The organism is Domibacillus epiphyticus, from assembly GCF_001975785.1.
Classification (GTDB): Bacteria; Bacillota; Bacilli; order Bacillales; family Domibacillaceae; genus Domibacillus; species Domibacillus epiphyticus.
This window is the reverse complement of the sequence record NZ_MSFI01000011.1, coordinates 109,168-131,425: the sequence shown is the minus strand read 5'-3', so window position 1 is coordinate 131,425 and position 22,258 is coordinate 109,168. Positions and strand designations below refer to the sequence as shown.

Annotated in this window: 19 protein-coding genes, 1 tRNA gene and 1 pseudogene; 13 read left to right on the top strand and 8 right to left on the bottom strand. The window is 39.9% G+C overall.

Going from position 1 to position 22,258, the window contains the following annotated elements:
* Positions 1-519 precede the first annotated feature (519 nt).
* Positions 520-2,325, bottom strand: a complete 1,806-nt coding sequence (locus BTO28_RS08290) for a BlaR1 family beta-lactam sensor/signal transducer (protein WP_076765149.1) — start codon at positions 2,323-2,325, stop codon at positions 520-522.
* Between the two features lies 1 nt (position 2,326).
* The gene (locus BTO28_RS08285; RefSeq protein ID WP_076765147.1) at positions 2,327-2,713 is read right to left on the bottom strand and encodes a BlaI/MecI/CopY family transcriptional regulator; all 387 of its coding nucleotides are present in this window, start codon (positions 2,711-2,713) and stop codon (positions 2,327-2,329) included.
* 293 nt (positions 2,714-3,006) lie between these two features.
* On the opposite strand from BTO28_RS08285, the gene pbp4 reads away from it, so the two are divergent.
* From pbp4 to blaOXA, 4 genes are all read left to right on the top strand, one after another.
* Entirely contained in the window at positions 3,007-5,034 is a 2,028-nt protein-coding gene (gene pbp4, locus BTO28_RS08280) for a penicillin-binding protein PBP4(5) (RefSeq protein WP_158068802.1), read from the top strand.
* Positions 5,035-5,107: 73 nt separating this feature from the next.
* Positions 5,108-5,257 (top strand): hypothetical protein, encoded by a 150-nt coding sequence (locus BTO28_RS17120; RefSeq protein WP_158068801.1) that lies wholly within the window; start codon positions 5,108-5,110, stop codon positions 5,255-5,257.
* A gap of 39 nt (positions 5,258-5,296) precedes the next feature.
* Complete coding sequence (locus BTO28_RS08275; protein ID WP_233129847.1) at positions 5,297-7,351, top strand: peptidoglycan D,D-transpeptidase FtsI family protein; 2,055 nt, start codon at positions 5,297-5,299, stop codon at positions 7,349-7,351.
* Between the two features lie 96 nt (positions 7,352-7,447).
* Entirely contained in the window at positions 7,448-8,257 is an 810-nt protein-coding gene (blaOXA, locus tag BTO28_RS08270) for a class D beta-lactamase (protein WP_076765141.1), read from the top strand.
* A gap of 655 nt (positions 8,258-8,912) precedes the next feature.
* On the opposite strand, the gene BTO28_RS08265 is transcribed toward blaOXA, so the two are convergent.
* Positions 8,913-10,310 carry an MFS transporter gene (locus tag BTO28_RS08265; protein WP_076765139.1) on the bottom strand — a complete coding sequence of 466 codons (1,398 nt, stop codon included), beginning with the start codon at positions 10,308-10,310 and terminating at the stop codon, positions 8,913-8,915.
* A 118-nt stretch (positions 10,311-10,428) separates the two neighbouring features.
* Positions 10,429-11,238 carry a TrmB family transcriptional regulator gene (locus BTO28_RS08260; RefSeq protein WP_076765137.1) on the bottom strand — a complete coding sequence of 270 codons (810 nt, stop codon included), beginning with the start codon at positions 11,236-11,238 and terminating at the stop codon, positions 10,429-10,431.
* A gap of 635 nt (positions 11,239-11,873) precedes the next feature.
* Here BTO28_RS08260 and BTO28_RS08250 point away from each other — a divergent pair.
* Positions 11,874-12,755, top strand: a complete 882-nt coding sequence (locus BTO28_RS08250; protein ID WP_076765134.1) for a PhzF family phenazine biosynthesis protein — start codon at positions 11,874-11,876, stop codon at positions 12,753-12,755.
* 303 nt (positions 12,756-13,058) lie between these two features.
* Here the strand turns inward: BTO28_RS08250 and BTO28_RS17115 are convergent.
* The 3 genes and pseudogenes from BTO28_RS17115 to BTO28_RS17110 form a co-directional block, all read right to left on the bottom strand.
* Positions 13,059-13,146, bottom strand: a tRNA-Ile gene (locus tag BTO28_RS17115).
* A 70-nt stretch (positions 13,147-13,216) separates the two neighbouring features.
* Positions 13,217-13,441 (bottom strand): annotated as a pseudogene (locus tag BTO28_RS17880) (hypothetical protein); the annotation flags it as partial.
* Positions 13,442-13,519: 78 nt separating this feature from the next.
* Positions 13,520-13,660: a hypothetical protein gene (locus tag BTO28_RS17110; protein ID WP_158068800.1), complete on the bottom strand. Its 141-nt coding sequence runs from the start codon at positions 13,658-13,660 to the stop codon at positions 13,520-13,522.
* Between the two features lie 443 nt (positions 13,661-14,103).
* Here BTO28_RS17110 and BTO28_RS08245 point away from each other — a divergent pair, with 443 nt between their 5' ends.
* Both BTO28_RS08245 and BTO28_RS08235 read left to right on the top strand, forming a co-directional pair.
* The gene (locus BTO28_RS08245) at positions 14,104-14,400 is read left to right on the top strand and encodes a hypothetical protein (RefSeq protein ID WP_076765132.1); all 297 of its coding nucleotides are present in this window, start codon (positions 14,104-14,106) and stop codon (positions 14,398-14,400) included.
* Between the two features lie 238 nt (positions 14,401-14,638).
* Positions 14,639-16,417 (top strand): adenine deaminase C-terminal domain-containing protein, encoded by a 1,779-nt coding sequence (locus tag BTO28_RS08235; protein ID WP_076765128.1) that lies wholly within the window; start codon positions 14,639-14,641, stop codon positions 16,415-16,417.
* A gap of 60 nt (positions 16,418-16,477) precedes the next feature.
* Here BTO28_RS08235 and BTO28_RS08230 read toward each other — a convergent pair whose 3' ends face one another.
* Positions 16,478-16,726, bottom strand: a complete 249-nt coding sequence (locus BTO28_RS08230) for a ferredoxin (RefSeq protein ID WP_076765126.1) — start codon at positions 16,724-16,726, stop codon at positions 16,478-16,480.
* Between the two features lie 265 nt (positions 16,727-16,991).
* On the opposite strand from BTO28_RS08230, the gene BTO28_RS17260 reads away from it, so the two are divergent.
* The 6 genes from BTO28_RS17260 to BTO28_RS08205 form a co-directional block, all read left to right on the top strand.
* A complete protein-coding gene (locus BTO28_RS17260; protein WP_198936750.1) occupies positions 16,992-17,165 on the top strand; it encodes a PaaD-like zinc ribbon domain-containing protein in 174 nt (57 codons plus the stop codon).
* Between the two features lies 1 nt (position 17,166).
* A complete protein-coding gene (locus tag BTO28_RS08225) occupies positions 17,167-18,027 on the top strand; it encodes a 3-hydroxyacyl-CoA dehydrogenase NAD-binding domain-containing protein (RefSeq protein ID WP_076765124.1) in 861 nt (286 codons plus the stop codon).
* Positions 18,017-18,754: a 3-hydroxyacyl-CoA dehydrogenase family protein gene (locus BTO28_RS08220; protein ID WP_076765122.1), complete on the top strand. Its 738-nt coding sequence runs from the start codon at positions 18,017-18,019 to the stop codon at positions 18,752-18,754. The genes BTO28_RS08225 and BTO28_RS08220 overlap by 11 nt, the downstream gene beginning before the upstream one ends.
* Before the next feature lie 36 nt (positions 18,755-18,790).
* Positions 18,791-19,990 (top strand): thiolase family protein, encoded by a 1,200-nt coding sequence (locus tag BTO28_RS08215; RefSeq protein ID WP_076765120.1) that lies wholly within the window; start codon positions 18,791-18,793, stop codon positions 19,988-19,990.
* A 12-nt stretch (positions 19,991-20,002) separates the two neighbouring features.
* Positions 20,003-21,496: an aldehyde dehydrogenase family protein gene (locus BTO28_RS08210; RefSeq protein ID WP_408606646.1), complete on the top strand. Its 1,494-nt coding sequence runs from the start codon at positions 20,003-20,005 to the stop codon at positions 21,494-21,496.
* 139 nt (positions 21,497-21,635) lie between these two features.
* Positions 21,636-22,258 (top strand): enoyl-CoA hydratase/isomerase family protein (locus tag BTO28_RS08205; protein ID WP_233129846.1); only part of this gene is annotated, 623 nt, incomplete at its 3' end.

Below are 22,258 nucleotides of genomic sequence, written 5' to 3'. Positions count from 1 at the left end.
AGTTGGGGGTTTCCCCCTGTGAGAGCAGGACGCCGCCAGGCAATGAGAAGAGCAGCGAAAGCTCTTCTTTTTTTTATACTTAAAGGGGAGCTAGACTGAATTGGCGCAATGCATGCAAGTTATCTTCATGCTAACCGGAGACACGAATGTAAAGGTCCAGGATAAAAGTCAATAGACTAGGAGGAGAAGTGGATCATTGAAACGGTTCAGCAGGCAGCAAAGACTACATTCAAACAAAGAAGAATGGCTATGTATCCGCTTTTTGCTTGGTCAAAACACAAAAAAGCAACTGCCATTTTGACAATTGCTCTATATTTTTCTATTCGATGGACGAGAAGGCTCTTATTGTGCGTTATTTGGGGTATAGTTCAGTTTTAGACACTCTTTTATATTTTCATATGTCATCTTTTCTATGGAATACAGTGTCTAAAAATTAGTCTAAATTTATCTATAAAGTAACAATGATATAGATAACCACATAGTAAAATGGATATAACTATTAAAGAGACTTTCTTTCTATCAGAAAACAGGTCGATAAATACCTTCATTCTCCAAAATGGAAAGGGCTATCTTGGCAGCAGAGCTTCCGCCTGCCTGCTTTTCACCACGAATATGAACGGCAAAGAAAAAAGTATTATCTACAGTTTCTACATACCCTACAAACCATCCATCACTATTTTCCCCGTTTATAACGACTGTTCCTGTTTTTCCAGATAACAGACTTCCGTTTGATTCTTCTAAAAGTAAGGAGTCTTTCACCGTTTGGATATTAGTTTGTTCAAAAGCGAATTCATTATCATAAAACTTTTTCAAAATATCTATCTGTTCAACAGGAGAAATTTTTAGAGAGGATCCCAGCCAATAATCATTTATATTGCCTGATAAATCTTTATTTCCATAATTTATCCGTTCGTAGTAATTCTGTAATTTCCGTTTGCCCAGCTGTTGATCAAGATTTTGAAAATACCAAGTGGAGGATCTTTCCATAGCAGAAAATAAATCTTGATCTTGATTCCATTCTTCATAAGGATATATGGTTCCATCCCAATTCAGCTGGGAATGGTCCCTTTTTATAATCCCGGATTCTAGCGCAAACAGTGCGCTGAATACTTTATAAGTGGACCCGGGTGGGAATCTAGTAGTGCTTTCTTTCTTATTGTGTATAGTATACTGTTTCAATTTGGAATCATACAGTACAGCACTTCCTGAAAGTTCATCAAAAAGGTCACTGTAGTCTTTGTACACTACATTGGTATAAGAAAGCGGATGTGTTTCTTTGTTTCCAGCTGCCAATGCAGAAATAGAAGGAATACTAATCATAATGATCGAAAGAACAATGATGAAAACTAAAGAACTTTTCATCTTTAGCAGACGTGAGTCTTCTTGAAAATTTCCGATTGAAACAACACGCCTTTTTACTTGTTTAAATGAACTGCTGATTTCCGAAACTGCTAACAAAGATGATGTTCGTTGCGAGAGAGATGCAAATTTTAAAATAACCTCACCATATTTGAGGTGTGATTCCTTATCTAGGGTTTTTAATACTGCATAATCGCAGGAAATCTCCATCTCTGTTTTCATTTCTTTTAAGAAATACAATACGAGGGGATTAAACCAATAAATAGTTCTAGAGAGACACATGAAATAGTTTGCCAGCATATCTCTGCGTTTGCAATGATACAACTCGTGAAGAAATACATATTTCATCTCGTCAGTAGAAAGCATTGAAACATCTTTTGGCATGACGATATATGGATTGATAAACCCAAAGGTAATAGGTGATTTTATTAATGAAGAGTATCCTAAAACAACCTTTTTATGAAAATGCATTTCATCTTTACATGTATAAAAAAGCATCAACAGTTCTTTGTTTTCAACTACTTGTATGCTTTTTTTTATTTTACCGATTCCCAGATTGCTATATAAAGTAGCCATAAGCATAACAATCATTCCTAATATCCAAACTATGAAAAAGACGGAATCCATCATTTTGAATGAAGATTGCTCTATGGTCATCGAAAAGTCTTGCAGCCAATTTGTATTTGGGACAAATGATTCTGTCGTTTTACCAGTATAATGGATTTCAGGCAATGTTAAATTACTTGCTCCCAAGTTTGTCAACCAGTGAAAAAAAGAATTTAATTTTACAGAATGAAAAGGAATAAAAGGAGCAATCAATGTCAAAAGAGAAAGCAAACTGATATAGTATTGGGTGTTTACAGTTATTTGGTCTTTTAAAATCTTTTTTATGAATATAATGGTGCAAAAAATCGCAGACAAAACGATATTACTGAAGAAAAAGAGAGTAAAGAAAGAGCTGCCCATGTTAGTCCTTCTTTCTGTTCTTACGTTCTTCTAAAATTTGATACAACTCATTAATTTCATCATCTGAGAGCTTATCTTGTTCCAAAAAGTTTAATACCATAGCCTTAAGAGCCCCATTATAAAAACGATTTAGGAAGCTGCGACTCTCAATTTCCACATAGTCACTTTCAGCTACATTTGGTGTATAAACAAATACACGGCCTTCCTTATAATGATTCAGTGCTCCTTTTTTTATTAGCCGCAGCAACATTGTTTGAATTGTTTTAGGACTCCATTTACTCGTTTTAGACAACTTTTCAATAACATCATTTGTATTGATATTAGGGTGTTTCCAGATTATTTTCATTACTTCCAATTCAGCTTCTGAAATTTGAGGCAACTTTTTCATATAAACCATCCTTAAACTTACAATTGTAATATTTTTATTATATTGTTCGCCATTTAAGAAGTCAAAGAAATAAGAAGAAAAAGCAGTCACTTTAAATATTACGTTTGTAATATTATGTCTTGACTTCAAATCTTACGTGTGTAATACTTTCAAAAACTACAACTGTAATATTTAGAAGTGAACAATGTTGATAATTGTATTGCTCATTTTCTTGTTATCAACCGTTATCGGAACAAGATTTTGATAGGTTTTGAAAAATGTAAATCAGGTCTAGTTAAGGAAGAAGGATGAATATGAAGAAAGTATCCATATTGATAATGGTTTTAGGATTAGCTAGCGGGAGCCTGCTTCTGTGGCATTTTCTTAAACTGAATCAAGCATCTCCAGAAGAAGTTTTTAATGATTACGTCAGACAATTTTCTGAACAGAACTACGACGAAATGCTGCAGCTCATTTCAGAAGGTGAATTGGAAGCCTACGGCTACACGAAAAAGAGTTTTACGGATAAATATGCTGCAGTTTTTTCTGGCATCGAGGCTTCTTCAATCGACGTTCTTTCCAAGGAGCTGCTTTACGATGAGGATCATGAAAGATATGAAGGGCGTTTTAAAGTAAAAATATATACATTTCTGGGAGAAGTAACAGCGTCCTATCAAACTTTTTTTATAGAAGAAAAGACGGATGATGGGAAGGTATGGAAAGTGAAATGGAATCCGTCTTTGATCTTCGCCGGGATGGAAAAAGGAGATAAAGTCAGCACGCAGACCTATTTGCCGCGGCGGGGTACAATCTTTGACCGTAATGGAACCCCGCTCGCCCTAGAGAAAGATGTGTACGAAATGGGAATCATCCCAGGAAAGCTTGGAGAATTCAACGAAGCTGGCATAAAGAAGCTAAGCACTTATTTCAACATTCCGGAAGAAACCTTTCAAAAGGCGCTGGATCAAAAATGGGTGACCAAAAATACTTTTGTCCCGATTGCGGTCATGCCTGTAAACTTTCACCCAGAAAGCATCGATGAGGATCTCCCAGGTGTTCTTTTCCAAACGAAAAGGATAAGGTATTACCCTGAAAACGAAAGCAGTGCTCATCTGATTGGCTATGTAAAACAAGTAACGAGTGAAGACATCGAAAAGAACGCCGGCCATGAATATACGTCAGGCGATTACATTGGAAAGACCGGGCTGGAACAAGTGTATGAGAAGCAGTTGAGGGGAAAGAAGGGCGGCATTATTCAAATAAAGGACGAGGAAGGCAAGCTGAAAAACACTCTTAAAGAAGTGGAAGCTATCAATGGCAGAAACATACATCTGACGATCGATGCTGCACTGCAAAGTAACATATATGAAACGATGAAGCATGATGCCGGCGCGGTGTCAGCGATACATCCGGTAACCGGGGAAATGTTAGCGCTCGTCAGCTATCCATCCTTCGATCCGAATTTAATGGTGAGCGGTATGACAGAGGAGCAGTGGAAAGCATACAGTAAAAATCCAAAGCTTCCATTCTTGAGCCGTTTCTCCAGTCTGTATGCACCAGGATCTACGTTCAAGGCAATTACCGCTGCCTCCGGGCTCGCCAGCGGAACGACATTCCCGGAGAAAAAGCGAGAAATATCCGGCCTGCAGTGGAAGAAAGACAACAGTTGGGGAGGTTATTTTGTCACCCGCGTAAAGGAGGCAAATCCGGTGGACATGGTGGATGCGCTGGCTTATTCCGATAATATCTATTTTGCCCAGGAAGCCCTGGAAATGGGAGCGGACAAGTTTGAGCAGAATGCATTGGCATTTGGGTTCCAAGAGGATTTCCAGCTGCCGATTTATTTGAAAAAGAGCCAGCTGTCCAATGATGGTATCGACAATGAAGTCTTGCTCGCTGATTCTGCTTATGGGCAGGGTGAAGTTCTGATGTCAATTGTCCATCTAGGGACTGCGTTCACACCGTTTGTAAATGGCGGAAATATGGTGATGCCTGTTTTAGTTACTGATGAAAATGAGTCTGTCCGAAAATCCGTCATTTCCAGTGAAATTGCTTCAACTGTCCAAAATGCCTTAATTCAGGTAGTCGAGCGCAACAGCGGGACTGCCCATAACCTCAACACAGCAAAAGAGGTACTCGCTGCAAAGACGGGAACCGCTGAGCTGAAGAGCAAGAAGGGCGAAGACGGGAAGGAGAATGGCTTTGTCGTCGTGTTTGATACAAAGAGTCCATCCATCTTACTGACAGCTATTGTGGAGGATGTGAAAAATCGCGGAGGAAGCCACTATGTGACTAAGAAAATAAAACCTGTATTAGATAGGTATTTGACTGAGAATGAATAAAAGGATCCTTCGGTCATTGAGATTTTTCTTGGATTTGCTATGAGCTGGTTCTAATGAAAAGGAGTTGTACAACGTGATTAAGTGGAGAGACAGAAGGAGCACGATCAGTGTTATGCCGGTGATTGTGAGCAGTTTGATATACAGTATTTTTCCGCAGCCTCTTACACTCAGTTTATTCTGCATTGTCGGTGCTGCTAGTGTCAGGATGGCCATGCGAAACTAAAAAATCTCGGAAAGAAGCGGGGGACAGGAAGGTGGTAGAGTGCGTAAGTCTAAAAAGATAAAACGAATGGCAGCGAGCCGACTGAATATTCTTCTGACAGTTGTGTTTGTATTGTTTGACGTTCTGATTTTCAGACTGGCCTATGTGCAGCTCTTTGAAGGGGAAATGTACGAGAAAAGAGTGAATGGCATCAATGTGAAGAAAGTGAGATATCCCCTTCCAAGAGGAAAAATATACGATAGGAACAATCAAGTGATTGTCGATAATGAAGCGTCAAACACCATTGTTTATATTAAAACGGAAAATGACTCGGACAAGGACATGCTGGAAGTGGCGAAGAAACTCTCCATGCATATATCGATTAAGACAGACAAAGTTACAGAACGGGACATGAAGGATTACTGGATCTCAACACGTCCGAAGAAAGCGCGGATGAAGCTGACAGACGAGGAACAGCAGAGCCAAGCGCTGACAGATAAGGAGCGTTATCAAATGCAGCTGGACCGGATTGATCCATCCGACTTAAAAGAAATCGGAAATGACGAAAAGAAGGTTCTCGCCATTTTTAGAGAAATGAAGAAAGGCTCTGCCTATACTCCTCAACCAATCAAAGATGAACATGTAACAAATGAGGAAATAGCGCGAGTGAGTGAGGCTTTGAATGAAATTCCTGGAGTGGATATTTTGACCGATTGGGATAGGAGTTACCCGTATGGGAAAACCTTCCTTTCTGTATTAGGAAGCACTTCATCGCGGGAGGAAGGTATTCCGAAGGAGAATTTAGACTATTACTTATCAAAGGGGTACAGCAGAAATGACCGGGTAGGAAAAAGCCAGTTGGAATACCAATATGAAGATCTCCTCAGAAGCTCGAAATCCGTGACGGAAATTCAAACAAACGGAAATGGTGATGTTATCAGAACCTACAAGACTTCTGCCGGTGAGCTGGGTAAGAACCTTATTCTGACCATTGATATAGATCTACAGAAGAAGGTGGAAGAAATCCTTACCGCTGAATTGATCGATGCCAAGATGCACGGCGGGGGAGAATTCCTGGAAAAGGCCTTTGTCGTTATGATGAATCCCGTAACGGGAGAAGTACTGGCTATGGCCGGAAAACAGATTGAAGAAGTCAACGGAAAGTGGAAAGCGGCCGATTATGCCCTTGGCACTGTCAACTCGTCTTTTGAAATGGGATCAGCCGTTAAGGGGGCGACAGTGCTTACCGGGTATGAGACGGGTGCCATCCAGCCAGGCCAGTCTTTTCTGGATGAGCCGATCTATCTGATGGGCACTCCAGTCAAGAAGTCAGTATGGACGATGGGAATGGTTAATGACCAGACGGCATTAAAGCAATCATCCAATGTATATATGTTCAAGACGGCTATGAGCATAATTGGAAATACCTACCATAGAAACATGAAGCTGCCGTTTAATTCGAAAGCTTTGGAAACATTTCGCTTTTATTTCAATCAATTTGGTCTGGGAATTAAGACAGGAATCGATCTTCCGAATGAAGCGGGCGGATATATTGGTAAAGGTGAATCACCAGGCTATTTGCTCGATTTCACGATAGGCCAATATGATACGTACACGCCCATGCAATTGACTCAATACGTATCAACAATTGCAAATGGAGGATACAGGGTGCAGCCCCGCCTTCTGAAGGAAATTCGTGAACCAGGGTTAGAAAATCAAGATCGGGCCGTTATCCAAAGCGTTCAACCAGTTTATCTGAATCGCATCGACATGGATAAAGAAATGGTTGAACGCGTGCAGGAAGGATTCCGCAAGGTGTTTCATGAAAAAGGCGGAACCGCTTCCTTCTATTTCAATAAACCGCCATACAAAAGCTACAAAATAGCCGGTAAAACGGGAACAGCAGAATCCTTTTACTATGACCCTGAATTACGGAAGACGTATACAGATAAACCGACGAACAATTTAACACTGGTTGGATATGCTCCCTACGACAATCCTGAAGTCGCTTTTTCAGTAGTCGTGCCAAATGCCAGAACAAACTCCCACCCAATCAGCCAGAAGATTGGACAAGGTATTATGAAAGCATATTTTGAAGGTGATCAAGCGGACTGATAAGTATATAAAAAAGCGGGCTGAGGCGGCAGTGCCTTTTATGTCTTTCTATTACTTAAATTTACAGATTTTTCATTTTAGCGAGGGGAATTGAATATGAGACAACGAAAATATTTTGCGATTTTTTTATCATTGATTGGTGGAGCTCTTTTGTTAATTGCAAATGTCGAACCAACAAGTGAAGCGAATGCTGCCAAAAGCAAACTGAATGTTAAAAACCTCGAAGTTGATGAATTCTTTAAGAACCATGACGGCACATTCGTATTGCGTGATATGAAAAATGAAAAAACATTCGTCTATAACAATGAACGCGCCAATCAACAGTTTGCACCGCAATCAACGTTTAAAGTGCCTAATTCACTTATTGGGTTACAGGTAGGAGCTGTAAAAGATGAATACCACATTAAATATTGGGATGGTGTTGAAAGAGAACTTGCGGTCTGGAACCAAGATCACACGCTTGGGTCAGCTATGAGGAACTCTGTCGTTTGGTATTATCAAGCTATGGCCCGCGACATTGGAGGGAATCGAATGGAGAAATGGGTTCAAGATATTTCGTATGGCAACGAAGATATTAGTGGAGGGATTGATCAGTTTTGGTTAAGCAGTTCACTCAAAATTTCTCCAAAAGAACAAGCAGAATTTATGGAAACACTGTATAAAGAGAACTTGCCATTTGACAAGGATATTATGAAAACCGTTAAACGGATAATGATACAGAAGGAAGGGGATCACTATACCCTTTACGGAAAAACAGGGCAAGGTTCAGGCTTAGGCTGGTATGTCGGCTTTATAGAAACGGAAAATCAGGCCTATAGTTTTGCTGCGAATATTGCTGGAACAAGTACAGACGCTAAAAACATTACTATGGGCATTTTAAAGAAATATTATTTAATGACAGAGTGAGGGAAGAGATGAATTATAAACATAAAATATTAGACAGGATATAACAGTATACCTCAAAAAAGCGTTACACCTTGTTATGAAAAGGTGTAACGCTCTTTTATTTTGTACCGATACTCCTAACATATCATCAGATGTATATGGTCGTTAACGTAATAGCAGAGATCCATAATAAAATCTCACACTCTGGTAGCAACTTATCGGATTGTCTTGAAGACAAGCTTTCCTTAGATTTTTTTGGAACGATTTGATATTTACCTGTTGAATTCGGCTTATCGGTACCAACCTTGCCAATATGGATATTTCAGCTTTTTTTTATTCACCACTAGTGATTTGTATGATTCGTTATAAAATAATGATCATAGTTAATAGCGTGCAAAATTCAAAAATTTTTTTAAAAAAAGTTTACGTAAATAAGAAATTTAGTCCTATTTACACATAACTGGCTAAAGCATTTATGAGTGGAGAGTTAGTTATATTTTCACTCTCACTGAAAATATTGAACGATCTGTCCCGGTTTTATCTTAAATAGTAACAAAAAGAGCGATATCCAATAGCGGACTCACTCTTTTACCACTAGACAGATCTAATGAAAAAGATTCCTTTCACTCACGAGAAAATGGACTTAATCAACATATTTCTTCCCTAGCAGCATTAATTATTCTTTTTTTTTGTTACGCATCCAATAAAATTGGTTTATTACAATAAATCCTATCATGATGGCAACAAACCATTCAATCGCTTGGACTAGACCCACCGATTGTCCAATAAAGCCAAGAATAAGGACAGGAATACTAATGCCTAAATAGGTCACAACAAAAAAGGAGGAAATGATACCCGTACGCTCTTCATCTGATGCTGCCTGGTTGATAAAAACTAAACTGCCTGCATAACCTGGCCCGTTTCCTAATCCAATGAAAACTGTCGTCAAAACAAGAAAAAATAACGAGTTAGTAAATAAGGTAATGAGCATACCGAGTAAACCGAGAATCAAAAAAATATTTCCGATTGTAACCATTCGAAACGCAGGTTGACGCTGCAATATAATTTGATGTATTGTCGATAACCCCAAAACTAAAGCAACCATTGTTCCCGATAGACTAAGACTCGATGTATTGACAAAAAGATTGAGGTAAGCAGGCATTACCGACAACATTAAACTCATTATTGCCCAGGACAGGAAGGATGTTGAAGCCGATAAAGTAAAAGGTTCCCGTAGATGATTAGGGATAGTTGGCAGCTGAAGTGAAAACGGGCGATCCGGTGCAGATTTCTTATCAAAAATAAAACATAAACCAACCATTCCAGCCATTGCAAGTGAGATATGCGTTATATAAGAAAGCTGCATTGGATATGGTGCATATTCTCCAAGATAACCAGAAATAAGAGGGGCTAATGCATTTCCAAACGTTCCGGCGATCGCAGCAGTAAATGCACTTTTCACTTTATCTTGCTGGTCATGATATCTTGTCATTGCATCAACGGCTACCCCATTTAAAATCCCGACGGACAAGCCTTGCAAAAGACGAGACATAAGCAGTTCATACACGCCATCAGAGAAAGCAAAGCCCAATGATCCTAAAATTGAGCAGAAAACACCTATAAGAAGCATTTTTTTTCTTCCAATTAACTTGGTTAGTTGACCTACTGTGATAATTGTAGGAATGACAACCAATGCATAGAGGGCATACATCAATGTCATCATACCTGAAGTTAATTGCCATTCTGCACGGTATATGGCGTAAAGAGGGGCAGGAAGGTTGGTTCCAAGTAACGTAATAAACAAACAGTAAGCAACGAGCCAGAACGAAAAACGCCGTTGAACGTTCGCATCAACGCCTATCACAGGGGACAAACTCTTCACCTGTCCCAATACACTTTCCAGCTGTTCTTCTCCAATGGTCGCCGCAATTTTAATTTTGGTGAAGTCCGAGCTTTTATAACTTTTAGCCTTTATTTTTTCGATATTATAGCCTGGCCCGCCAAATAAATTAGATAATTGAGCTAAAACACCGGGCTGGTTTTTTACAATGACAGATATAATATGCGTTGACACGCTTCTCATTCCTTTCTGTTGCAAAGTATCAGTACTTTAGCATTCCGGTTATTTGTTGTCCTTACTATTACGGCAGTATGAGAATTCCTTTTATGAAAAACAAAAATGAGGGTTTTGTTTATTGAAAACGTTTACCTGTAACGACATAAAATAAATCTGGATTATTTCTCCAGAGTGATTCTGCTTTTTTGTCCCCGACTTCCTTTGTTAGTTCTCCAAACGCAATATCGTGCCTGATATATTCCATTGCTACCAGAACGAGTGCTGGATCTTTTGTTTTGACTGCCCATGCAGAAGTATTTGGGGCAAAATTTGCAATTAACACTTCTTCCTGGTCGCGAACGAGAATGGTTAAACGTCCACCCATTCTTTTTTCTGAAATCTCCGGGGTCATGTAATCATGGTGGTACGTTATGCCGATTTGAATATTTGGCTCAGAAAAAAGCATGGAAAACACCTGTACACCATCATTGACGCGCTTATCAATTACTTCTTTAATAAATGGAACCTGTGGTTTCCAAATCGACAGCCATAGTTCTTCTTCTGCTCTTTCAATCAAATTCACGACTTCTGATATAACCTGTTCATCACTATTTACACGATAAATCACATCTGTTTCCTGCTCGTTTTCTAATGACGATAAATGTTTCTCAAGAAAAGAAAAGGAATCCTCAAAACTCTTCCGCAATCGGTGAATTAATTCTTTAGCAGGAAGTGGTGAATACTTGATCGGGTTTGATGGTACTGTAAAGATTGCTCCCTTGTCCAATAACTTTCCTAATACTTCATAAATCATGGAACGGGGGACGCCTGAACGCTTGCTCACTTCGTATCCTGTTACAGGTGAATTTTTCAACAGGCCCATATATGCTTTACATTCATATTGTGAAAACCCCAGTTTTTGAAGTTCTTTTAAAACCTCCTCCATTTAATCTCTCTCCTTTAGTAGTTAGTATAATACTTACTATAAATCAGAATTAATTTCTGTCAACCAAAAACACCAATTATTGTATAATTTTCAAGAAGAGGCGATGATGCTTTGTTGGTGAAAATGAAGAGAATAGTGCTCGATTCACTGGAGGATGGAATGCCTATTTTATAGCATGGTCGGAAATCAAAGTCGGGCTGCGGTATTTGGAGCAGAGGACTTACTGCAAATTCTGGGGGAATTGGATCGGATTCTGATAGCAAGGAATCATCCGAGAAATTTTGACCAGTTTGATGTTTCTTTTCCTGACACTGAGAATGATTCAGATCTTCTTTCTAGCGCAAGTCCGCTGAACACTGCCCTTCATGAAATCTCTCCGGCTTTTTTAAAAAAAGATCGGTGAGTATATCAAAAACAAGCCGAACGAATTTATCCAGTTCGATCATTAAATGCCAATTCTAAGACAATTCCACAAAATTTTTTATAACGTAAATGGCTTTTAATATGTATTGGTATTTATCAATAAAGAATTCGGGATGAAAGGATAGGAGAAGCATATTGCATCGCTTAACTTAAAATAAAATGAAATAAATGGTATATTAATGTGGAACATTAAATGGACGGGGGAGAAACGTATGAGGAAAATTCAGTATTCTATTGTAGATGTTTTTTCACAGGGAAAATATACGGGAAATCAACTGGCAGTTTTTAAAGATGCTGGAAACATTTCTGAGAGTGAAATGCAGCAAATAGCCAAAGAAATAAACTTTTCCGAAACTACTTTTATTTTATCGAATACAAAAAAAGATGGTGGTTTTGACGTTCGTATTTTTACACCTAACGAAGAAGTTCCTTTTGCAGGACACCCGGCCTTGGGAACTGCATATGTTATTCAGAACGAATTATTGGAAAAACCATTGGATCATCTTATTTTAAATTTTAAAGCGGGACAAACACCCGTTTCGTTCGATACAGTAGAAAATACTCTATGGATGAAACAAAATGAACCAGCTTTTGGTCAAATGTTTGATAAAACGAACGTATGTGATGTGTTAAGTATTGATCAAGAATACATAGATGATCGGTTTCCTATTCAGGAAGTTTCAACAGGTCTTCCAGTGATTATTGTACCTTTGAAATCGTTAGAAGCTGTGAAGGCAGTAAAAATAAATAAAGAAAAATACTTTAAGATTATTGAACATACAGATGCAAAAGCAATAATGGTTTTTTCTCCAGAAGCATATCATTCTGAAAATGATGTAAATGTTCGAGACTTTGCGGACTATTATGGCGTTCCTGAAGACGCCGCTACCGGAAGTGCAAATGGCTGTTTAGCCTCTTACTTAGTGAAATTCCGATATTTTGGAAAAAGTGAAATTAACATTCGTGTTGAACAAGGTTATGAGATTAAAAGACCTTCTTTATTATTTTTAAAAGCTAGTGATGATCATGGGAAAATCAGTGTAAATGTAGGAGGCAGGGTAGAAAAGATTGCTCAGGGTGAATGGTTTCTTTAAATTTAGATCCATGATTGGTACATTTAAAACTAGATGAATAGGTGATGACTAAAAAAGTATACGGTTTTTAAAATTAGTATAGGAGCAGGATTATTAGTTTCTCTTGCAATTCTTATGGTTCCCGACTTTATACAGGGATTTATAAATTTTTGATGGATTTACTGTAGGCTGGAAATAGTAAATATAGAGTTGCGGGAATATCTAAATTCTAAGTATAACGATTGGATTCCTAACTGTAACCGGGAAGAAATTGAACAACGTTTCGAATATGTGCCTGTTAAAGATGGGCGGGATTAAATGTAACGGACTTGGTGGGATTTGAACCCACAAGATACACAATAGTTCATCATACAGGGGCTATTGGCTGCTCTGATCATTGAGCTACAAGTCCGTTGTTTTTATTATAACCTGTTGAAAAAATAATATACAAAAGGTCAGATTTTTTTTATTGAAAACACTACTCAGACTTTGTCTTCACAGCAATTTCTAAGTTCTATACTGCATACCCCGGTTTCCGGCAATTCAAGTTCCACATTACGTGCAGCATCCTGCAAGAGCGGGTGTAATCGATCTAACTTCGTAGCCTGTAAGCCAATAGCAATATAAAATCTATTTCAGGCTGTCTCAATTCTTTCTCTCCATTTAGGACGGACGGTACCGCAACTTTGAATATTGGGATCAATGACCACAAAGTAATTGTTTTGCCACTTTGCCAATGTTGTCTTTCCAGGAGAAAACACTTTTACGTGGCCCCTTTTTAAATATTAGCTCCCACACTTGCCAGCTTCAAAGATCACGATTGATAGAACATGATTAATAAGGTGTGCCGCACCAGAAAGTCCAACAGGGTCAGCACCCAGGATAGCGACAGGCAGCCTTGAATGTTCTGTTCCTTGTGAAATCACTTTTTCAACTTCACAATCACAGCTTTTGATTCATTGATTATTTCTTTTATCATATTTTCTTTGCTCATTAGTTCAACCGAAGAAAAAGGACGAAAAAAATTTATTTATTATTTAAAGTCGTTGATTACAGGAACATATTCGCTTAACTTCAAAATCCAAACCATTGACCATAGAATCAAATTCGAAGAAATTAAACGAAATGAAGGAAGTTAAGCGGACCGAAGATTAACCCCTGCATTAGGGTCAATACACATATGAGAAGATTAAAAAGAAACCGATTAAAGATAGAAATAAGAATAGATTTGTGCAAGAACAAATATAGTATAAGTATACAGCACTTCGATTGGAAATGATGGAAGTAATCAAAAGGCTTGATGCAATTAAAGGAATGAAATTAAAACAGAAGGGTGAAAGCGTTTACTTTGTTAGGGAGGAATAATCTTATGGTTAGAAATGGGGATTGGATTCGCGCTAAAATTGAAAACTACTATGTGATCGGTTTCGTTGAAAATATTTCTTTTGAGCGGAATAAGGTATTTATCACAAAAGTAGCTGAATTTATTGGAGATAAAACATACTGGGTGAAACCGACACCGAAACTTTTTACCGTAGATCGCGTTGAAAAGCTGGAAGTGGAACTTATAAAAGACGATTGGGATTGCTTAATTGACCTTGCTATTCAGACAAGTGATGAAAAATGGTTTGAGCAGCTGTCTGAAAGAATGCTGCTGGATGCGTAATTATAAAAAGTTACTTCTTCGATGGGGAGAAGTAGCTTTCTTTTTAATTGCAATGTCTACAGTATCGACTTCCGAGATTAATAGCGAATGTAAATTGATACATAATTTTAAAAAAAGAACTGATTTTCTCTTTCGTTTTATAATAAATAAGTTTTGCAAAATTGAGAAAATTATGTTTATTATGTTATTATGACGGTTGTTAAAAAAAGATGATATTAAAGGATGGGAGAGATGAAAAATGAAATTAAAGGCACTCAGAAAAGAACTGATTGACGTAGCACAAGGGCGCCGGCACGCTGATCTGTTTATAAAAGGGGGAACAGTGATCAATGTCTATTCCGGTGAATTCTTGCAGCAAAATGTAGCTGTGTATCAGGATTCTATTGCTTATGTTGGAGAAAGTGAAGCATCCATTGGTGCAAACACGAATGTCATTGATGCGAGTGGGAAATACGTATCACCCGGTTTTATAGAAGCTCATGCCCATCCATGGGTGTTTTATAATCCGGTAAGTATAACAGAGAAGGTACTGCCGCTTGGCACCACCACAACAGTGAATGACAATTTATTTTTCTATTTACACATGGGAGCGGCTGGATTTAAAGAAATGCTGGCTGATTTAAGACAGCTCCCGGGAAATTTTCTCTGGCTGGTTCGTTTAGTGTCGCAAGCAGATTATCCAGGAGAAAGAGATTGGTTTAATCAAGAAGATGTACAGGATCTATTAAAAATTGATGATGTAGTGGGAACGGCAGAAGTCACTCGGTGGCCTCTATTATATAAAGGGGATCCTTTTTTAATCGACACTATGGACGTTGTGAAAGAAATCGGGAAAGTAGCAGATGGACATACGGCAGGGTGTTCGTATGAAAAGTTGAACTCAATTGTGGCCGCCGGGGTTAGTGCATGTCATGAAGCCATTACATCGCAAGAAGCATTGGATCGTCTTCGATTAGGAATGTGGACAACACTTCGGAACAGCTCTCTTCGACCAGATTTAGCTGAAATAAGCAAGCTCATAACTGAAGGTCATGTCAATACAAGCAGAATTCTTATGACGACTGACGGGCCGCACCCATCCTTTATTGAAAAGGAAGGATTTGTAGATGGACTCATCAGACAGGCTGTGGAGCTAGGGGTACCTGTCATGACAGCGATACAAATGGTCACCATTAATGCTGCGGCTTATTTGCGTCTGGATGATTATATCGGCGGGATTTCACCTGGACGCTGCGCAGACATTCTCATCTTGCCTGATCTCATTCATTTTCAGCCGGATGTTGTGATATCTGCGGGGAAAATTGCAGCCGAGCAAGGAAAACTGAAAGTGTCACTGCCTGATATTAATTGGGGAAAATATGCGGCAAGAGAGCCATTTGCCTTCTCGAAAGATGTACTAGAAGACCCTGATCTTTATCGGTATCCCCATCCATTAGAGGATCAGCCTATTCCAGTTGTATATTTTCGCAGCAATGTCATTACACAAAGAAAAGATACCGAACTTCCAAGTGTAAATGGATTTGCGGATCTATCAAGGCATGAAGGATTAGTGCAGGCTGCGTTAATTGACCGAAATGGGGAATGGATGGCCAAAGGAATATTAGAGAGGTTTGCGGTTGATTTAGATGGGATGGCGTCCACGTATAATACGACGACTGAATTGCTCGTTGTCGGAAGAAATCCAGAAGCGATGGCAAAAGCAGCAACAAGAGCCCATGAAATAGGCGGGGGTATCGTAATTGTTGATGGAGACGAGATTGTATTGGAGATTCCGCTGCCATTGACAGGAATGATGACTACTGATCCATCTTTTAATGCAGCTGCAGCGTTTCATGATCAGTTGCTTTCCGCTGTTCAGGAACGTGGCTTCCCATTTCATGATATTTTATATACGCTTTTATTTTTAACGTGTGACTTTTTGCCGGGGCTCCGCTTAGTTCCGTATGGTTTATATGACGTGAAAAAAGATGCAATACTGCTCGAACCAACGGCGATATCAAAAATGACCGCAAGATGAAAAAGACAAACTGTAAAAAAAACATCCTGTGAAGCCCATTTCACAGGATGTTCAATGCGATTATTCAAATTTATTTGGATTTCCTTCGAATGGTTCTTCCGATACTCGAATGGAATCAGTAGGACATCCCTCGAAAGCATCCATTAGATCATCTTCAAGATCTGCTGTTATTGCAATAATTCCCATGTTTCCATCTAATATGGCAGAAGCAATCCCTTCATCATCATAGTCAAAAATATTAGGAGCAGCAGATCCACATGCCCCGCACGCAATACATGTATCTTTTTCCACAATCGTATAACTGGCCATTTAAACACTCCTCCATATATTTTATTGAACAATTATGTTTTGAAAAATTTCGTCGTATTAACGTAATGATAATATGATGAAAATATCGTTGTCAATCCATTTGTTGAAATATAAATAAACTCATATATATCTATCTATATACAAATTAGTTTGAAAATTTAGATTCCTCTTGACATTAAAAATGAGACGAATTAATATTATGTTATAACTACGGTTAATAAAAAAACGTATTACTTTTTGTTGGATAGTGGAGGGAGTGATCCTGATGGTAAAGGAACAAGATAAAGCACATTGTCCGTTTTGCGATTCAGAAGATGTTGCTCTAATGTCTTCATTTGGATCAGCGCAGCTTGTTCGCCAGTTTTATTGTCATGAATGCAGCAGTGCATTTGAATTCATTAAGTGGAGAGAAACGGATCTAAAAGAAGGTGAGGTGTGAAATGAAGAAAGACATAAGTATAGGTGTTATCGGTTCAGGTACAATGGGCTCCGGCATTGCTCAAATCACAGCAAAACATCAACTGAATGTACTTTTATTTGATGTTGAAAAAGATGTACTCTCTTCAAATATAAAGCGCATACATAGCCGGTTTGATCGGTTAGTTGAAAAAGGGAAGATGTCGGAAGATGAATGCGAAGATGCCAAAAAAAATATCCTTCCCACAACAAAACTAGAAGAGATGGCGGACTGCGCTTTTGTCATTGAAGCGGCCCCTGAAAAAATCGATGTAAAAAAAGAGATTTTTAAGAAATTGGATGAAGTTTGTGGTGAACATACCATTCTAGCGACGAATACCTCTTCTTTTTCTGTTACAGAAATTGGGAGTATTACGAATCGTCCGGACCGGGTAGCAGGTATGCATTTTTTTAACCCGGTCCCTCTTATGCCCCTTGTTGAAATTGTGAAAGGCGAGAAAACAAGCCAACAAACGATTGATCTATTGGTTGATCTGGGGGAACTGGTAAACAAACTTCCTGTCACTTGTAAAGATACACCTGGCTTTATTGTGAACCGAGTGGCGAGGCCATATTACAATGAAGCCTTAAAAATTTCTAATGAGAGACTGGCATCCATAGAACAAATTGATAAAATCATGAAGGTTTCTGGAGGATTTAAGATGGGTCCCTTTGAATTACAGGACTTAATCGGCATTGATATTAATTACACTACGACAGAATCAGTATATGGTGGATTTTTCGGTGACAGCAGATTTCGACCAAGTTATGACCAGCAGAGAAAGGTTCAAGCAGGCACTCTTGGAAAGAAATCAGGCGGGGGGTTTTATAATTATGAAGCCTAGCACCGATCAAAAGACATTGTACGTTGTCGGTTCAGAAATGATCGCCGGTTCGATCATGAAGGACATAGAGAAAAAGGGGTTTCGATTGGCTACGAAGGAGGAGCTGGAGCGAGAGCGTCAGAACGTTGATCTTGTCATTGAAACCACATGTCTGGATCTAGAAAAAAAGAAGGCGAATTTGCAAATGATTGAAGCGGCAGTAGAAGAGAGTACCCTTATTCTTTCTTCTGTATTAAGTATATCTGCCACTGAAAGCGCTTCTTTTTTGAATAACCCATCTAGATTGGTTGGATTCGGCATTTTAGGATCATGGGAAGAAGCCGCTTTAGTGGAGGTTGCTCCCGCGCTTCAAACGGATGAAGAATACCTCGATCAAGTGAGTAATTTATTAAGCGAATTCGATAAGGAAATGGAAGTTGTTCAAGATGAAGCGGGATTGGTTTTTCCTAGAATTTTATCCCTCATTATTAATGAAGCTGCCTTTGCATTAAATGAAGGTATTGCAAGTGCTAGTGAAATTGACATCGCCATGATGAAAGGAACAAATTATCCAATGGGTCCTCTCGCATGGGCAGATAAAGTTGGGATTGATAACGTGTACTCTGTGCTTATGGGGCTTCATAGAAGCTTAGGTGAAGAGCGTTATCGCCCAGCCCCGCTGATCAGAAAAATGGTTCACGCGGGTTGGCTCGGTGAACAAACCGGTAAAGGTTTTTATGAAACATAAAAAAATGATGCGTCATGGGAGAGGAGGATTGATCTAATGAAAGAAGCTGTCATAATCGACGGGGTACGCACACCCATTGGGAAGTTTAACGGATCGTTGAAAAGTGTGCGTCCGGATGATCTAGCCGCGCACGTCATTAGACAATTACTGAATAGACAGGATCTTGATCCGTCGCTGGTTGAAGACGTTGTGTTCGGCTGTACAAACCAGGCAGGGGAAGATAATCGGAATGTAGCAAGAATGGCGCTCTTGCTGGCAGGTCTTCCAGAAACGGTCCCTGGTATCACGGTTAATCGTCTTTGTGCTTCTGGACTGGCAGCGGTCAGTATGGCGGCGTCTAATATAAAGGCAGGGATTGGAGATGTGTTTATCGCGGGAGGAACTGAAAGTATGACGCGCGCTCCTTATGTCATGCCTAAGCCGCAGCTTGGACCATCACGTGGAAATGTAACGATGCACGATACGACAATCGGCTGGAGGCTGGTGAATGAAAAAATGGGGGAACGCTTCCCCCCGGTCAGTTTAGGTGAAACAGCGGAGAATGTGGCTGAGAAGTACGGCATTTCACGTGAGGAACAAGATCAATTTGCGTTGAATAGCCAGATGAAAGCGCAACAAGCGATCATGAAAGGCCGTTTTCAGGATGAGATTGTCCCGATCGATATTCCTCAGCGAAAAGGTGGTTCAATTCCGTTTTCTCAAGACGAACACCCCCGTTTTGACACCACCTTTGGGGAGTTGAGCAGTTTAAAACCAGCTTTTAAAGAAGGCGGCTCAGTTACTGCAGGCAATTCATCAGGAATAAATGATGGAGCTAGCGCCCTGTTAATCATGGAACGAGAAACAGCGGAGTCACTTGGCTTAAAACCGATGGCTAGAATCATATCGTCATCTGTTGCTGGGGTTAACCCTCTCTATATGGGGCTGGGACCAATACCAGCGACACAAAAAGCATTGGCACGAGCCGGATTAACGATTGGGGACATCGACTTGGTCGAATTAAATGAAGCATTTGCTTCACAGTCTGTTGCTTGTATAAAAGAACTAGGATTGAAGGAAGAGATAGTGAATGTAAATGGAGGTGCCATAGCACTCGGCCATCCACTCGGTTGCAGTGGGGCGCGGATCGTCACGACACTTTTTCATGAAATGAAGCGAACGGATTGCCGGTATGGCTTAGCGGCAATGTGTATCGGTGTAGGGCAAGGAGAGGCGCTTATTATTGAAAAACTTTAAGGGGGAATTATGATGACAGTAACAATGACGGTAAAACAAGAATATAAGTTATTTATTAATGGTGAGTATGTAGACAGCAGCAGTGGAGAATATTTTGAAACACATAACCCGGCAACAGGAGAAGTGATTGCCAGAGTTGCAAAAGCGACAAAAGAAGACTTGGATAAAACGGTTGAGGCGGCAAGAGCAGCTTTTGAAACTGGGAAATGGCCTCGTTTTACCGCGGCGAAAAGAGCTCAATTGTTAAACAAAATCGCCAGTATTATGAAAAGCCGTTTTAATGAGCTGGTCGAAGCGGAGGTATTGAATAGCGGAAAAACTGTAGGAGCGGCAAAGGGGCAAATTGGCCAGGCAATTGAAGACTTTGAATTTTACGCTGCTGCTGCTCTGACGTTAAAAGGAGATGTAAACCCGGTTCCGAACGGTTTTTTTAACTATACGCTTAAAGAACCTGTTGGTGTGTGCGGACAAATTATCCCTTGGAATTACCCTTTCATGATGGCGGCATGGAAAGTAGCTCCTGCATTGGCTGCGGGATGCACAGTGATTTTAAAGCCGGCAAGCTACACACCCATTACCGCTTTTATGCTGGCGGAAATTTGTCATGAAGCAGGGGTGCCGGCTGGGGTTGTAAATGTATTAACTGGCAGCGGCACTGAGATTGGTCCTCTTATGACAGAGCACCCTGGCATCGATAAAATTGCGTTTACAGGTGAAACAGATACAGGGAAAGATATTATGGCGCGTGCCTCTGGTACTTTGAAGCGAATCACATTGGAGCTTGGCGGGAAATCCCCGAGCATTGTATTCGACGATTGTGATATTGAAGGGGCAGTAAATGGATCATTGTACGGGATCTTCTACAATACAGGACAGTCTTGTGAAGCACGTTCCCGTCTGTTTGTGCATGAAAATATTTACGACGAGTTTGTAGAAAAATTTGTGGAAAAAGCAGACAAACTTCGTGTAGGCGACCCCTTTGCTGAGGGGACGCATGTGGGCGCTGTCATTTCGGAAGGGCACGAAAAAGTGATCGATGGCTATGTTCAAATAGCCAAAGAAGAAGGGGCGGAAGTATTATACGGCGGCATGCGCCCTCAAGGTCGTGAGTTTGAAAATGGACATTGGTATATGCCGACGATTCTCGGAAATGTGACAAACGAAATGAGAATCGCACAGGAAGAAGTGTTTGGGCCGGTCGTTGTCATCATCAAATTTTCTGATGAAAAAGATGTCATTCGCCAGGCAAACGACACCATTTTCGGTTTGGGCTCAGCTGTTTGGACGAAAGATCATGGGAAAGCACATCGGATTGCTGCGGCGATCCGTGCAGGAATTGTCATGGTAAATTCACCTATTTCTGCATTTCCTGGTACACCATTCGGTGGGTATAAACAATCTGGCTTTGGCAGGGAGCTGGCTGTTGAAACATTAAATCTCTATACAGAAACAAAAAGTGTCGTTTCGTATGTTGGTGAAAAACCGTTGAATTTATTCGGTATTTAATTCAAATGAAAATATATTATCTTTTTTTAAACATCGTCAAATAAACGCTTGATTTTTTATTCACTCTGTATTATATTACGTATTATGAACAATAGTTATAAAAACATAATATAAAATGATCTGACAGGAGGAACAATCTATGAGTCAAGCAATTGAAACGAAAAAAGAAAACTTATCCGTCGTGAAAAAAGGTGCTATTGCGGAAATCCATCTTCATGTAAATAAAGCAAACTCTTACACGCTTGATTACTACAGAGAACTGAATGAAGCCATTGACGAGATCCGATTTGACTCAGAAATTAAAGTAGTGGTCATGGTCAGCGACATGCCAAAATTCTTCTCCGCTGGGGCTGATATTAATTTCCTAAAAGCGGCAGAACCGCGCTTTAAAACACAGTTCTGCCTGTTCTGCAACGAAACACTAGATAAAATTGCGCGTTCGCCGCAGATCTACATTGCGTGCCTGGAAGGCCACACAGTTGGCGGCGGTCTTGAAATGGCGCTTGCCTGCGACCTCCGTTTCATGGGAGATGAATCAGGCAACATCGGACTTCCGGAAATCTCACTCGGTGTTCTTGCAGGAACTGGCGGCACACAGAGACTTGCACGTCTCGTCGGATTCTCACAAGCACTTGACATGAACATAACAGGAGCGTTATACACGCCGCAGGAAGCGTTGGATATGGGGCTTGTCAACCGTGTGTTCCCGCAGGCAGAAACGAGAGCAAAAACAATGGAATACGCAGAGCGCGTAGCGAGCAC

Bases quoted from the DNA above. Each gene is read 5' to 3' on its own strand.
- BTO28_RS08225 (WP_076765124.1), top strand. From the start codon at position 17,167: ATGAAGAAAGACATAAGTATAGGTGTTATCGGTTCAGGTACAATGGGC.
- BTO28_RS08210 (WP_408606646.1), top strand. From the start codon at position 20,003: ATGACAGTAACAATGACGGTAAAACAAGAATATAAGTTATTTATTAAT.
- BTO28_RS08260 (WP_076765137.1), bottom strand. From the start codon at position 11,238: ATGGAGGAGGTTTTAAAAGAACTTCAAAAACTGGGGTTTTCACAATAT.
- BTO28_RS08285 (WP_076765147.1), bottom strand. From the start codon at position 2,713: ATGAAAAAGTTGCCTCAAATTTCAGAAGCTGAATTGGAAGTAATGAAA.
- blaOXA (WP_076765141.1), top strand. From the start codon at position 7,448: ATGAGACAACGAAAATATTTTGCGATTTTTTTATCATTGATTGGTGGA.
- pbp4 (WP_158068802.1), top strand. From the start codon at position 3,007: ATGAAGAAAGTATCCATATTGATAATGGTTTTAGGATTAGCTAGCGGG.
- BTO28_RS08215 (WP_076765120.1), top strand. From the start codon at position 18,791: ATGAAAGAAGCTGTCATAATCGACGGGGTACGCACACCCATTGGGAAG.
- BTO28_RS08235 (WP_076765128.1), top strand. From the start codon at position 14,639: ATGAAATTAAAGGCACTCAGAAAAGAACTGATTGACGTAGCACAAGGG.
- BTO28_RS08220 (WP_076765122.1), top strand. From the start codon at position 18,017: ATGAAGCCTAGCACCGATCAAAAGACATTGTACGTTGTCGGTTCAGAA.
- BTO28_RS08245 (WP_076765132.1), top strand. From the start codon at position 14,104: ATGGTTAGAAATGGGGATTGGATTCGCGCTAAAATTGAAAACTACTAT.
- BTO28_RS17260 (WP_198936750.1), top strand. From the start codon at position 16,992: ATGGTAAAGGAACAAGATAAAGCACATTGTCCGTTTTGCGATTCAGAA.
- BTO28_RS08230 (WP_076765126.1), bottom strand. From the start codon at position 16,726: ATGGCCAGTTATACGATTGTGGAAAAAGATACATGTATTGCGTGCGGG.
- BTO28_RS08290 (WP_076765149.1), bottom strand. From the start codon at position 2,325: ATGGGCAGCTCTTTCTTTACTCTCTTTTTCTTCAGTAATATCGTTTTG.
- BTO28_RS08250 (WP_076765134.1), top strand. From the start codon at position 11,874: ATGAGGAAAATTCAGTATTCTATTGTAGATGTTTTTTCACAGGGAAAA.